The sequence below is a fragment of the Caballeronia zhejiangensis genome, assembly GCF_022879815.1.
Lineage (GTDB): Bacteria > Pseudomonadota > Gammaproteobacteria > Burkholderiales > Burkholderiaceae > Caballeronia > Caballeronia zhejiangensis.
This window is the reverse complement of the sequence record NZ_CP084288.1, coordinates 54,987-67,727: the sequence shown is the minus strand read 5'-3', so window position 1 is coordinate 67,727 and position 12,741 is coordinate 54,987. Positions and strand designations below refer to the sequence as shown.

Annotated in this window: 11 protein-coding genes; 7 read left to right on the top strand and 4 right to left on the bottom strand. The window is 64.1% G+C overall.

The annotated features are described in order from the left end of the window. Positions 1 to 339: 339 nt before the first annotated feature. Both LDZ23_RS33125 and LDZ23_RS33120 read left to right on the top strand, forming a co-directional pair. Positions 340 to 1,059 (top strand): response regulator, encoded by a 720-nt coding sequence (locus LDZ23_RS33125; RefSeq protein WP_008345349.1) that lies wholly within the window; start codon positions 340 to 342, stop codon positions 1,057 to 1,059. Between the two features lie 11 nt (positions 1,060 to 1,070). Further along, positions 1,071 to 2,375, top strand: a complete 1,305-nt coding sequence (locus LDZ23_RS33120; protein WP_034471160.1) for an ATP-binding protein — start codon at positions 1,071 to 1,073, stop codon at positions 2,373 to 2,375. An 8-nt stretch (positions 2,376 to 2,383) separates the two neighbouring features. Here the strand turns inward: LDZ23_RS33120 and LDZ23_RS33115 are convergent, their stop codons facing one another. Together LDZ23_RS33115 and LDZ23_RS33110 are read right to left on the bottom strand one after the other, a co-directional pair. After that, positions 2,384 to 3,076 carry a response regulator gene (locus LDZ23_RS33115; RefSeq protein WP_008345351.1) on the bottom strand — a complete coding sequence of 231 codons (693 nt, stop codon included), beginning with the start codon at positions 3,074 to 3,076 and terminating at the stop codon, positions 2,384 to 2,386. A gap of 3 nt (positions 3,077 to 3,079) precedes the next feature. Beyond that, the gene (locus LDZ23_RS33110; protein ID WP_008345352.1) at positions 3,080 to 4,687 is read right to left on the bottom strand and encodes an ATP-binding protein; all 1,608 of its coding nucleotides are present in this window, start codon (positions 4,685 to 4,687) and stop codon (positions 3,080 to 3,082) included. 206 nt (positions 4,688 to 4,893) lie between these two features. Between LDZ23_RS33110 and LDZ23_RS33105 the strand changes: the two genes are divergently transcribed. Together LDZ23_RS33105 and LDZ23_RS33100 are read left to right on the top strand one after the other, a co-directional pair. Continuing rightward, entirely contained in the window at positions 4,894 to 5,187 is a 294-nt protein-coding gene (locus LDZ23_RS33105) for a DUF2866 domain-containing protein (protein WP_051078953.1), read from the top strand. A gap of 2 nt (positions 5,188 to 5,189) precedes the next feature. After that, positions 5,190 to 5,942 (top strand): winged helix-turn-helix domain-containing protein, encoded by a 753-nt coding sequence (locus tag LDZ23_RS33100; RefSeq protein ID WP_008345354.1) that lies wholly within the window; start codon positions 5,190 to 5,192, stop codon positions 5,940 to 5,942. A 53-nt stretch (positions 5,943 to 5,995) separates the two neighbouring features. Here LDZ23_RS33100 and bamA read toward each other — a convergent pair whose 3' ends face one another. Beyond that, positions 5,996 to 8,290, bottom strand: coding sequence for an outer membrane protein assembly factor BamA (bamA, locus tag LDZ23_RS33095; RefSeq protein WP_008345355.1), 2,295 nt, complete (start codon positions 8,288 to 8,290; stop codon positions 5,996 to 5,998). Between the two features lie 36 nt (positions 8,291 to 8,326). After that, the gene (locus LDZ23_RS33090; RefSeq protein WP_008345356.1) at positions 8,327 to 8,716 is read right to left on the bottom strand and encodes a hypothetical protein; all 390 of its coding nucleotides are present in this window, start codon (positions 8,714 to 8,716) and stop codon (positions 8,327 to 8,329) included. A 362-nt stretch (positions 8,717 to 9,078) separates the two neighbouring features. Between LDZ23_RS33090 and LDZ23_RS33085 the strand changes: the two genes are divergently transcribed. The 3 genes from LDZ23_RS33085 (at position 9,079) to LDZ23_RS33075 (ending at position 12,695) form a co-directional block, all read left to right on the top strand. Next, the gene (locus LDZ23_RS33085) at positions 9,079 to 9,339 is read left to right on the top strand and encodes a hypothetical protein (RefSeq protein WP_239295324.1); all 261 of its coding nucleotides are present in this window, start codon (positions 9,079 to 9,081) and stop codon (positions 9,337 to 9,339) included. A 396-nt stretch (positions 9,340 to 9,735) separates the two neighbouring features. Further along, on the top strand, positions 9,736 to 10,035 hold the full coding sequence (locus LDZ23_RS33080; protein WP_008345358.1) for a hypothetical protein: 300 nt from the start codon (positions 9,736 to 9,738) through the stop codon (positions 10,033 to 10,035). Beyond that, positions 10,032 to 12,695 carry an ATP-binding cassette domain-containing protein gene (locus LDZ23_RS33075; RefSeq protein ID WP_008345359.1) on the top strand — a complete coding sequence of 888 codons (2,664 nt, stop codon included), beginning with the start codon at positions 10,032 to 10,034 and terminating at the stop codon, positions 12,693 to 12,695. Before LDZ23_RS33080 ends, LDZ23_RS33075 begins: the two co-directional genes overlap by 4 nt. Positions 12,696 to 12,741 lie beyond the last annotated feature (46 nt).

Sequence of the window (12,741 nt, the reverse complement as noted above, 5' to 3'; positions counted from 1 at the left end):
CGCATCGGACGGCGGATTAAATCACGGCACATGACGTGCTTTCGTTGGACGCGAGTTACCGAATGTTGTGTAACGCGTGCGCCTGCGGAGCACAGCGAAAGAGGAATCCCTTGAGCATCAATGCGTTCGCGTGCGCGCGATGCCGCAATGCGGCGCGAATCGGGATTACCTGCGGTAATGTCTTGTGCGAATCGGAAGGACGTTGTGGTCTGCGCGCGACATCCGCGTACTGAGTAAGATGGCTGAGTGTGTCCGGATTGACATCAAGTTCAGGTCCGGATTGATGGACAATCTCGTCTTGAGGCGCGACGCCGCCCGCTCTCGAACCGGTGCAACGAAGTGAACGAATCTCAACTGCTGCTCGTGGAAGACGACCCGGAAATCAGCGAATCGCTCGCGGATTATCTGCGCGGCAAGGGCTTTCGCGTGCAGGTCGCCGGAAGCGCGGAAGCCGGACACGAACTGCTCGCGCGCGGCGGCTTCGACCTCGTGCTGCTCGACGTGATGCTGCCCGGCGAAGACGGCCTGAGCTTCTGCCGTCGCGTGCGTGCATCGGGCGGGCCGCCCATCATCATGCTGACCGCGCTGTCCGAACCGACCGACAAGGTCGTCGGCCTCGAACTCGGCGCGGACGATTACGTGTCGAAGCCCTTCGATCTGCGCGAGCTGCTCGCGCGCATCCGCGTCGTGTTGCGCCGCGGCCAGACGAACGAGGCCGCCGCGCGCGCGCCGGCAAGCGAAATCGTGATGACGTTCTCCGGCTTCACGTTCTATCCGTACCGGCGCTTTCTACGCTCGCCCGCCGGCTTGCGCGTGCCGTTGACGGGCGCCGAAACCGACTTGCTGCTCGTGCTGTGCCAGCATCCGCGGCAAGTGCTATCGCGCGAAGAACTCATCCGTCTCACGCGCGGCAAAAACTTCCCGATCGCGACGCGCTCCGTCGATCTGCTCGTGAGCCGGCTGCGCCGCAAGCTCGCGGGCGACGATCCGCTCGATGATCCGATCCGAACCGTGCGCGCCGACGGTTACGCGTTCCAGCCCGAAGTGACCGCCCAGTGATGCGCCGCCTGATGCCGCGCGTTTTCGCGACCACGCTCGGGCAGATTCTCGCGATCGTCGCGGGCTCGTCGGCGGCGACGCTGTTGCTCTTCATCGTGTTGCTGTTCTATCCCGGCGCGCCGCCGAGCCCGCCGTGGCCGTGGCAGACGTCGTATCGCATCGTCGCGCTGGTGGACATGCTGAGCGCGACGCCCGACGCGGACCGCGTGCGCGTGCTGGCCGCCGCCGGTCGCGCGCGCATGACGGCGAAGCTCGTCGACGATGCCGTCATCTGCAAAGGCTCGACGCTCGACACCCACGATCTCGAAGCCGCGCTCAGAGCGGAACTGCACGCGGGCGCGGCGCTGACGGTGCGAACGTGCGATGCGCGTCAGCCGACGCAGAATCTTCAAGTGCTGATTCCCCTCGGCCAGCGCACGCTGGAGATTCGCACCGACCGCAACGAACGCGAGCCCGATCGCTTCACGATTCCGTTCTTCGGCGCGCTCGCGTTTCTGTGCGTGGGCGTCGCGGGATTGTCGGCGTGGGCGGTGTCGCGCGTGATTCGCCCGTTGCGGCGATTGTCCGAGAAAGCCGATGCGTTCGGCCGCGACATCACCGTTGCGCCGATCGATGAAGAAGGACCGCTCGAAATCCGCCGCGCCGCGCATGCGTTCAACCGCATGCAGGAACGCATCGCGCGCTCGATGCAAAGCCGCACGCGCATGCTCGCCGCGATCAGCCACGATCTGCGCACGCCGCTCACGCGCATGCGCCTGCAGCTCGACGCCGAGAAGAAAGAGATCGAGCGCGCCAAGCTGCTGCGCGACATCGATCTGATGCAGACAATGGTGAGTTCCGCCCTCGCATTCCTCACGAGCGATGCGGGCGCGGAGAAAAAAGAGTGGCTCGATCTCGGCGCGCTGCTCGGCACGCTATGCGACGAATACGCGGAGTCGGGCGCGGCGATCCGCTACGACGGGCCGGATCAGATTCCGTTCTTCTGCAAGCCGGATGCGATCCAGCGCGTTCTCACGAATCTCATCGACAACGCCATTCACTTCGGCACGGAGATCGTCGTGACGGCGGCGCTCGATGCAGGCAACGTGGTGATCGACGTGACCGACGACGGGCCGGGCATTCCCGCAGATCGCCTTCAGGACGTGATCGAGCCGTTCGTGCGCCTGGACCCGGCGCGCGCGCAGCGGCCCGGCAGCGTGGGCCTCGGGCTGTCGATCGTCGATGACATCGTGCGTTCGCACGGCGGCACGCTCGCGCTCATCAATCGCGAGCCTTCGGGCCTGATCGCGCGCGTGACGATGCCCGCATCGAACTGAACGTTCGCTCAGATTTCGAGCTTGTATCCGACGCCGTAGACCGAGACGATGATCTCGCCCTCGGGCCGGACGTCCTGCAGCTTGCGGCGCAGATTCTTGATGTGGCTGTCGATCGTGCGATCCGTCACCACGCGATGATCCGCGTAGACGTTATCGAGCAGAAACGAGCGCGGCAGTATTCGGCCCATCGACACATGCAGCAGATGCAGCAATCGGAATTCGATCGGCGTGAGGCGCAGTTCGTGGCCGTCGAGCGTCACGCGATGAAACTGCGGATCGATTTGCAGCGCACTGGCCGCCGCGCCGCTCGCGGTTGCGTTCGCGCCGCCCGCGCGACGCAAGATCGCCTTCACGCGCGCGACCACTTCACGCGGGCTGAACGGCTTGCACACGTAGTCGTCCGCGCCGGTTTCGAGTCCGAGCAGACGATCGATCTCGTCGATGCGCGCCGTCAGGATGATGACCGGCAGCTCCGAAAACGTCCGCAATTCGCGGCAGATATCGAGTCCGCCGCGGCCCGGCAACATCAGGTCGAGCAGCATCAGCGAAGGCGGCGTTTGACGCACGAACGGGATGACCTGCGCGCCATCGGCGAGCGTCGTCACGATGTAACCCGCGACGCGCAGATAGTCGGCGAGCACGGCGGCCAGCTTCGGCTCGTCCTCGACGATCAGGACATGGGCGGGAGAAGTTACGGGCATCGCTTACTCGCGGTGGGAAGGAAAGCGCGCGGTGATCGACACGCCGCCGTGCGCCGAATCGTCCGCGCGGATGCTGCCGCCATGCGCCGTGACGATCGCCTTGCATAGCGAGAGCCCGAGTCCCGCGCCGCCGCTTTGCCGGCTGCGCGATTCGTCGACGCGATAGAAACGGTCGAAGAGATGCGGCAGCGCGGACGTCGGCACGCCCGGCGACGAGTCCTGCACGTTGAGCGTCCAGTCGTCGGGTGCGCCCGCGAGCGCGACGCGCACGCGCCCGTTCGGATCCGTGTAGCGCAGGGAATTCTGCAGCAGGTTCTTCAGCAATTGCACGAAACGCGCGGCGTCGACATCGACATCGGCGGAGGCGAGCGCATCGCTGCATTCGACATCGATGGCGAGCCGCTTCGCGCGGAACGACTGACGCATCGCATCGACGGACGCGCGCGTGAGCGCGTTCACCTGCGCGGGCGCCTTGCGATAGCGCAGCATGCCGACATCGCTCAGCGACAGGTCGTACAGGTCTTCGATGAGCTTGTTCAGCGCCGCGACTTCCGTCTGCAGCGAGGCGAGCGATGCGGCATCGAATACATGCACGCCGTCTTCGATCGCTTCGAGTTCGCTGCGCAGCACGGCGAGCGGCGTGCGCAATTCGTGCGACACGTCCGCGATGAACTCGCGCCGGCAACGTTCCGCGCGCTCCAGCGAATCGGCGAGCGAGTTGAAGTCCGATGCGAGCTTGTCGAGCTCGTCGCGATTCTTCGCGGGCACGCGAATCGAATAGTCACCGCTCGCGAGCCGATGCGTCGCGGCCATCACGCGGCGCACCGGCACGAGCACGAGGCGCGCGAGCACCATCGCGACGACGGCGGCGAGTATCACGGCGACGCCGCCGATCTGCCAGGTCGCGCGCATCTGCTGCGCCTGAAACGCGATGTCGGCGGCGTCGGTGAGCGGCGTCGGCCCGGCGGTTGCGAGCCAGCCGACGATCTTGCCATGCACGCGCACGGGCGACGCGGGCGCATCCGGCGGCGGCGGCTCGTTGGTGGATGCGACGAGCGCGCGATCCGCATCGAACAGCGCGGCAGGCGGACGTTCCCGTCTATGCCCGCGCACGCGATCCGCCGATTCGATTTCGGGCGCTGTATTCAGCGAATCGCGCAGACGTGCGGATTCGGGCGGCGCGAAAGGCGACGGGTTCGGCAACGCGTTCGAAGGACGCATGCCCCAGTGCGGACCGTGCCACGGCTCGCCGAGCGGCCCGAGGATGCGCGCCACGCTCCCGCTGCCCGGAAAGCTGCGCCACGCGCTCGGCACGGTCGCGCGCATGTCTTCGATCTCGCGCCGCACGAACTGCTCCTGTGCGTCGTCGAGCAGCGCGAGCCATGCGTCGTCGTTGCCGCGCAGGAACGCCCAGTTGCCGTGCGCGGCGTACTCGCTCGCGACCTTCGCCATCACGGCGCGTTCGCGCCCCGCATCGCGTTCGCGCACGTAATGCAGAAAGCCGTTCTCGAAGCTGACGCGCACGGCGTAGCCCATCGTCAACGTGATGACGAGACACGCGACCAGCACGAGCAGAAAGATCTTCGAGGCGATGCCAAAACGAAACTTCAATGAGGAACCCTTCGCGTGGCAGGCGGATTGAATGACGGCCGATTCTAGTTGATGCGGCCTTCGTCACGCAGTTTCCTCGCGAATCTCCACGACTTCTCCATTTTTTCTCCATGCTGGATGCGGCATTGATCGCTAACGTCGCTGGCAATCTCAAGGGAAAACCACGGAGTTACGCCATGCCACGCACCGAACGAAAGGAGGCCGATATGAAGCGCCCGTCCTGGCCCGGACGAAGTTCCGCCGATGTAGCGCAGATCGCCGACGAACCCGCGACGAAACTGCGCGGCTGCCGCCTTTCCGCGCCGATCGTGCAGCCGTGGGGCGCGTCCTGCCGTGTCGTCGAATGGATCAACTTTCGCGGCGAACGCTCGTTCATCGCGGTGCATGTGAGCGCGACGGAACCGGAAATCCGCGAGCGCATGCGCCTGCACGCCAACGGCGAACGTCACGTCGCGCTCGATGCGGCCGCGCTCGGCCGTCCGAAGCTGCGGAGGGCGTAACGATGATCTCAGGTACGCACGAGCCGCATCGCATTGTCATCGTCGAGCCGGATGACGGCGTTCGGCAAAAACTGCGCGCATTTCTTTCGAGCTATTACCCGGCGATGCGAACGATCTCGAATGCAGAGACGCTCGCCGTCGAGATCGAGCACACGAAGCCTTCGCTGATCCTGCTCAGCAACGAACTGACCGACACGCCCACGGCAGCCGTGCTCTGCGATCTGCGCACGCTGCATCCGGATATCGCGGTGCTCGTCATCGGCGCGCCGCACGGCTGGATGGACGCCATCACCTGTCTCGATCTCGGCGCCGACGACTTCGTGCAAATGCCCTGCAACGAGCGCGAGATTCTTTCGCGGATGCGCAATCTGTTGCGTCATCGCGCGCGGCGTGCATTGCCGGTCACGCCCGGCGACGGCAAGCTGCGCCTCGGCGACTTCGTGCTCGATCCGGCGAAGCGCACGCTGAAGCGCAAGCGCGTGGCCATCGACGTACACGACAGGCTCATCGAACTGCTCGCATTGTTCGCGCGCAATCCGATGACGGTGATGTCGCGCCTGCGCCTCACCCGTCAGTTGAGCGAGCAGGGCTGTGCGCTGTCCGAGCGCTCGGTCGATGCGCTCGTGTGCCGTTTGCGACAGATCGTCGAGGACGATCCCGCAGAGCCGCGCCTCATTCAGACGATACGCGGGCGCGGCTACGCCTTCAGTCCGAATGGCGCGAAGCTCGGCGCGGTCATGCCCGCTCATGCGTAGATCGCCGAACCGGGACGGGCCGGGCTCTTCGCCGGAGATTCACGTAAAGAGCCTTAAAACGCGGTGCCGATCTGAAACTGGAACTTCTGATACGTGTCTCCGCTGTGATGCACGATCGGGAAACCGAGGCTCAGCTTCAGCGGGCCGATCGGCGAAATCCATTCGAGGCCCATGCCGTAGCTGTAACGCAGGCCGTTCGATCCGGTGCTGTTGCCTTCGTCGCCCCAGACGTTGCCGCCATCGACGAAGGTGAACACGCGCAAGGTGCGGTCGTAGCCGGTGCCCGGCAACGGGAACGTCATCTCGATGTTGGCGACGACCATCTTCGAGCCGCCGATCGGATCGTTCGTCGTCTTGTCGCGCGGACCGAGCGAGCTCGACTCGTAGCCGCGCACGGAACCGATGCCGCCCGCGTAGTAATTCTTGAAGATCGGATACGACTTGCCACCCAGACCCGAGCCATAGCCCGCCTGAAGATTCACGCCGAACACGAAGCCGCGCGAGAACGAGTGGTAATACTGCGCGGTGAAATCGGTCTTGTAGTACTCGGTGTTGCCGAGCGGCGTGCCCACTTCCGCGTTGGCCTGCAAATAATAGCCGCGGCTCGGCACCAGCGCGCTGTCGCGATGGTCGCGCTTCCAGCTCGCCGTGAGCGGCACGTTGTTCACCACACGGCCGAACTCGCTCACGTAGTCCAGATACGATTGCGGCGTATCCGAATCGGTATTGAAGCGATCCTGCTCGACGCCCGCGCCGAAGTACACCATGTCCGATTCGGAGAACGGAATGCCGAACTTCGTGTCGACGCCCATGCTCACGATACGAAAGCTCGAATCGCTCGAATAGTAGAGCGGATACGTCGTCCGGTAATACGCATCGGTGATGCGCTGAATGCCGTCGACGGTGAAGTACGGGTCCGTCTGCGTGATGCTCAGCGTGCGATACGTCTTCGCCGTATTGACGTTCACGCCGAGACTCGTGCCCGAGCCGAACACGTTGTCCTGCGTGACGCCGGCGGACAGCACGACCTTGTCCGTCGATGAAAAGCCCGCGCCGAGCGTGATCGCCCCTGTCGGTTTCTCTGTCACTTTCATCTGCACGTCGACCTGATCCGGATCGCCTTCGATGGGCACGGTCGTCACATCGACATCGGTGAAATAGCCGAGACGGCTGATGCGGTCTTTCGAGAGCTTGAGCGCCTGACTGTCGAACCATGCGCTTTCGAACTGGCGCATTTCACGGCGCACGACTTCATCGCGCGTGCGCGTATTGCCGATCACTTCGACGCGGCGCACATACACGCGCTTGCCCGGATCGACCTGCAACGTGAGCGCGACCGTGTGATGCGCCTGATCGATGTCCGGCTGCGCGTTCACGCTCGCGAAGGCGTAGCCGTATCCGCCGAGCCTGTCGACGAGCGTCTGCGTCACTTGCTGCAGCTTGTTAGCCGAGAACAGCTCGCCCGGCTCGATGCTCACGAGCCGCGCCAATTCCGCATCGCGCCCGAGCAGATTGCCCGCGAGCTTCACGCTCGTGATGGTGTAAGGCTTGCCTTCGTGCAGCATGATCGTCAGATACATGTCCTTCTTGTCGGGCGAGATCGAAACCTGCGTCGATTCCACGCTGAATTCGAGGTAGCCGCGATCGAGATAGAACGAGCGCAGGTTTTGCAGATCGCCGGTGAGCTTCTCCTTCTGATAAAGATCGTTCTTCGTGTACCAGGAAAACCAGTTGGGCGTGGAGAGCTGCATCTCGTCGTGCAGCGTCTTTTCATCGAACGCGGTGTTGCCGAGAAAATTGATCTGCCTGATCTTCGCGCTCGGTCCTTCGGCGACCGAGAAAAGCAGTTGCACGCGGCCGCGATCGAGCGGCGTCACCGTGGTCGTGACTTCGGCGGCGTAAAAGCCGCGCATCAGATATTGGCGCTTGAGTTCCTGTTCCGCGCGGTTCGCGAGCGCCTTGTTGTAGGTCTGACCCGGCGCGAGTCCGACCGATTTCAACGCCTTCGACAAATTGTCCTTGTCGAATTCATGCACGCCCGCGAACTGAACGCCGGCGATGGCCGCCGCTTCGACGACGCGCACGACGAGCACGTCGCCTTCGGTCGACACGCTCACGTCGGTGAAGAGGCCGGTGTCGTAGAGCGCGCGGATCGCATCGGTGGCTCCCGTCTCGGTGAAGGTGTCGCCGCGCCGTATCTTGAGATTGGCGAAGACCGTCGACGGATCGACGCGGCTCACGCCTTCCACGCGAATGTCGCGCACGATGAAGCTGCTGCCGGCATGCGCGTGCGCGCTGACGAGGGCGCCCGCCGCGACTGCGAGCGAGCGATAGATGTGATGCTTCATGCGGGAACCGGGAAAAGTGGAGAGAGCGGCGCGGGCTTACTGGATCGGTGCATCGCCGATGGCGGGCAGGGACTGGCCGGTCGCCGCGCCGATGACTTCATGGATCTGCAGCGCGCTTTCGCGGCGTATGCGAAAGGAGAGCTGCGCGCCGCCCTGAAGGACGAAGGAGAGAATCAGCGCGCCGGTGCCATCCGCATCGAGCGCGACTTCCCAGCCTGCGCAATGCATCGTGAATTTGGCCGCGCGATTTTTCTTGCGGATTCTTTCCGAGCACGCGATGGCGTGCGCGAGCGCGGCGATCAACTCGTGCATGACGGAGCAATGCAATGCGACCGACGAGCCCGAGCGCGCGTCGACGACGAGATAGCCGCCGTCTTCGCTAAGCCGGAAGCTCGCGAGCGAATCGATGGTGAGAGCCGGGCGCATGTGCGTTCGAAGCGGGTTATCGAAAGCGCACAGTCTATGAAGGCACGACGCGCATTGGGTTACGCGCCTCTTACCGGATGTTGCCCGGGATGCGGCCAAGAAAGCGGCGCATTCAATCGAATGCTTTCCTATAACCACATCATGAAATGCGCGTGATTTTTTAGGCGCCGCGGTCCGATATTTGCTCGATAAGGGCTAAGCTATCCGAATGCCTGATTTACATCGCATGTCTGGAAAAACGTGCATTGCGTGGCCGTCGAAAGCGGCGCGGCAAGGCAGCGCTCGAACGGTCGGGCGTTTCTCCGGGCGTTCGGACCTTGCATCAGCAGATGTGCTTTTAAACGAAGGACATCATGTACTCCATGAGCGGTTTTTTTGTCGAGATCATTCCAGAACACGTACCGGATGATGGCTGGACCGCGATCGCACAGTTCTCGCGCCAGCGAGATTATCGAAAGCACGACGAAGTGCCCAAAGCGACCTTTCCGACCAACGTCGCGTATGGAACACGGAGCGCCGCCGAGCGCGCCGCCACGCAATGGGCACGCGAATTCGTCACGTCTTCGAGCGAAGTTCTCGAATCGTCTTTGCGGCTGGAAGAGGCGGCGCGCAAGGCTCATTGAAGGCAATTGCCTGCAAACGTACTGGGTCGAGTCTTTTCGATCTCAATCCACTACGACAAGATGGATAGGCAGACTCTCTCGAGGATCGACCTCACGCTCACGCAATTCGAGCGTAGAGTTTCCGAACAGGAATAGCGTCAGATTCGTCTACGACAGATCGGTTGCAATGGTAAAGAGTGCATGGCATTGCTTCACGAATTGCAAAACAGCCTGAGATGCCTCCGGCGATATCGATTCGCTGTCGGACAAGACTTCGGGCGCCCCGATGATGACGTGGGTTCATGCTGGATTCAGGCCCCTTGACGCTTCCCATTCGGTCCGTCATTGCGGTCCCGGGCGCACGGGTTGCTGATCGACACACCAGTGCTGACCACTCCCTGTTGCAGGAAGAACGCCATGAATCGCAAATTACGATCGGGAATGATCCACACGCTCGCGTGCGTCTCGCTGTCGGGCGTCACGCTCGCAAACGCCCAGCAAAACGGTGCGCCGCCAGGCCATTCCACATCGGGAAACCAGGCATCCGGGAAATCCGCGGGTGTCGCCGGCGGCGCGGGCGCCGCGGGCCAGTCGGGCACGGACCCGGCCACGCTTAGCCGCATGGAAGAAGAGCGCGTGCAGAAGAACAACGCGCAATCCGCGACGAAGGGCGCATCGAGTCCCGGCGCGGGCAAGCGCAAGGACTGGAAGGAGTGACGGCCCGCGTAACGGAGGATCAGGAGCGCGCGCGCGTGCGCAGGCGCATCGGCGCCGATCTGTGGCGCGCGGTGTGGGCCTGGCGCTATCAGACCGCCGCGGCGGTCGCGCTGATGATCGGCGCGCGGCTCGCGGTGGTCGGCGTGCCGCTGATGCTCAAGCGCGTCATCGACGAGTTCAGCCATCCCGCATCGAGCGTCGTCTTTCCGGTCTTTCTCGTCCTCGCCTACGTGCTGCTGCGCTATCTCGGCGATGTGCTCAACGAAGCGCGCGACGTCGTCTTCAGCATCGTCACGCAGCGCACGGTCGCGTCGTTCACCGAGCGCACGTTCGCGCATCTTCATGCGCTCGGCGCGCGCTTTCATGCGCGGCGCGAAACCGGCGCGGTCGTGCGCGACGTGCAGAAGGGCGCGGACGGCATCGGCTTTTTGCTCGGCACATCGCTCTTCACGATCGTGCCGGTGATGATCGAGATCGGCACGATCGTCGCGGTCATGGTGCACGCGTATTCGCTGGAATTCATGGCGATCATCGGCGCGACGTTCGTGCTGTATTCGGTGTGGACGGTCATCTTCACGCGCTTTCGCATGCGCTTCCAGCGCGCGGTGAACGGCCTCGAAGCACAATCGGACGGCCGTCTCGTCGACAGCCTGCTCAACTACGAAACGGTGAAGTTCTTCGCGAGCGAAAGCATCGAAACGCGGCGTCTTTCGAGCGTGCTGGAGCAGTGGGTGCATGCGCGCATCGCCAATCAGCGCGCGCTCACGCTGCTGCATGTCGGGCAGAGCACGATCATCACGATCGGCATTGCGGCGGTGATGTTGCGCGCGGCGCAACACGTCGTCGCGGGCACGATGAGCGTGGGCGATCTCGTGCTCGTCAACGCGTATATCGTGCAGGTGTGCAATCCGCTCAACACGCTCGGCTTCGTGTTTCGCGAGACCAACGACGCGATGGTCAACGTCGAGCGCATGTTCAACATTCTGCTGTCGCGCGGCCGCGTGCGCGAGGATGTCGACGAAGCGCACGCGAAGCCGCTCGTCGTGACGGCGGGCGAGATCGAGTTCGATCATGTCGAGTTCGGCTACGATCCGGCGCGGCAGATTCTGCGCGATGTCGATTTTCGCGCGCATCCGGGCAAGAAGCTCGCGGTCGTCGGCGGCAGCGGATCGGGCAAGTCGACGCTCGTGAAGCTGCTGTTCAGGCTCTACGAGCCGACGGCGGGCGCGATACGCATCGACGGTCAGGACATCTCGCAGGTCACGCAGAACAGCCTGCGCGCGACCATCGGCATCGTGCCGCAGGACACCGTGCTCTTCAACGACACGATCGCCTACAACATCGGCTATGGGCGTCCCGGCGCGACGCGCGCGGACATCGCGCGGGCGGCCCGCGCGGCGCAACTCGACGGCTTCATCGAGCGTCTGCCGGACGACTACGAGACGCGCGTCGGCGAGCGCGGCGTGCGGCTCTCCGGCGGCGAGCGTCAGCGCATCGCGATTGCGCGGGCGATACTCAAGAATCCGCGCATCATCGTGTTCGACGAAGCGACGTCCGCGCTCGATACGCGCTCCGAACGCGCGATCCAGAACGAGCTCGACAGGCTCGCGGAGGGCCGCACGTCGATCGTCATCGCGCACCGGCTGTCCACTGTCGTCGATGCCGACTGGATTCTCGTGATGGAGCATGGACGCATCGTCGAGCAGGGACAGCACGACGAACTGCTCGCGCGCGATGGCGTGTACGCGCGCATGTGGTCGCTGCAATGGCAGCAGGGCGAGCTGAAGCACGCGCAACGCAAGGTGTCCGCGACGGCGCTCGGACTGGATGCGCTCGTCGCAGGCGTGGTCGATGCGCTGCACGACGAGATCGTCACGCGCGGCGTGAATCTCTACACGGTCATCAGCGATCCGGGTTTGCGCGTCTCGGGCGATGCCAGCGTGCTGCAGCAGATCGTGGCCGATCTGTGCCGTTCGCACATGAGCTCGGCGGCGCGCGGCGAGCGCATCGAACTGCGCGTGTTTCGCGAAGACAATCACGCGAATCTCACGGTGATCGGTCAGCGCGCGAGTCCCGCCGATCTGTCTTCGCAGCAGATGCGGCGGCTCGAATCCGCATTGAACGAAATGGGCGGCGGCTTCACGGTGCGCTATATCGACGAGCATGTCGCGTATGTCGCGACGATGCCGCTGCGTCCCGTGCTCGACGATCCGCAAGCGTCCGAAGCCACGCATGACGATGCATTGGCCGGCATCACCGTGATGGTGCTCGACGATCAGGAAGACGCGCGCGATGCGCTCGAAGCCGTGCTCGAATCGGTGGGCGCGCGCGTCATGTCTTGCGCATCGGGCGATGAAGCGCTTGCGCGTCTGCGCGAACTGCCCGGCGCGCAGTGGCCGGACGCGCTTCTGTGCGACATCGTGCTAGGCGGCGAACAGAACGGCTACGACGTGCTGCGACTCATTCGCGAGGAAGAGTCGCGCCGCGGCGCGTCGCTGTCCGAACGCATGCCCGCGATCGCGCTGACGGGACACACGCAGGCGGATGCACGTTCGCGCGCACAGGCCGCGGGCTTTCAGGCGCATCTGACGAAGCCGGTCGCCGCGCCGAAGCTGATCGCGACGATCGGCGACGTGACGGCGCGCACATCGCTTCGATGAGGGCGGCGCGAGCGCGCGTTCGAATGTGACCGATGCAATGCTGCGC

What these genes read in the sequence shown, in the direction of transcription:
- LDZ23_RS33120 (WP_034471160.1), top strand. Translation starts at nt 1,071, where the DNA reads ATGCCGCGCGTTTTCGCGACCACGCTCGGGCAGATTCTCGCGATCGTC.
- LDZ23_RS33115 (WP_008345351.1), bottom strand. Translation starts at nt 3,076, where the DNA reads ATGCCCGTAACTTCTCCCGCCCATGTCCTGATCGTCGAGGACGAGCCG.
- LDZ23_RS33105 (WP_051078953.1), top strand. Translation starts at nt 4,894, where the DNA reads ATGAAGCGCCCGTCCTGGCCCGGACGAAGTTCCGCCGATGTAGCGCAG.
- LDZ23_RS33100 (WP_008345354.1), top strand. Translation starts at nt 5,190, where the DNA reads ATGATCTCAGGTACGCACGAGCCGCATCGCATTGTCATCGTCGAGCCG.
- bamA (WP_008345355.1), bottom strand. Translation starts at nt 8,290, where the DNA reads ATGAAGCATCACATCTATCGCTCGCTCGCAGTCGCGGCGGGCGCCCTC.
- LDZ23_RS33090 (WP_008345356.1), bottom strand. Translation starts at nt 8,716, where the DNA reads ATGCGCCCGGCTCTCACCATCGATTCGCTCGCGAGCTTCCGGCTTAGC.
- LDZ23_RS33085 (WP_239295324.1), top strand. Translation starts at nt 9,079, where the DNA reads ATGAGCGGTTTTTTTGTCGAGATCATTCCAGAACACGTACCGGATGAT.
- LDZ23_RS33080 (WP_008345358.1), top strand. Translation starts at nt 9,736, where the DNA reads ATGAATCGCAAATTACGATCGGGAATGATCCACACGCTCGCGTGCGTC.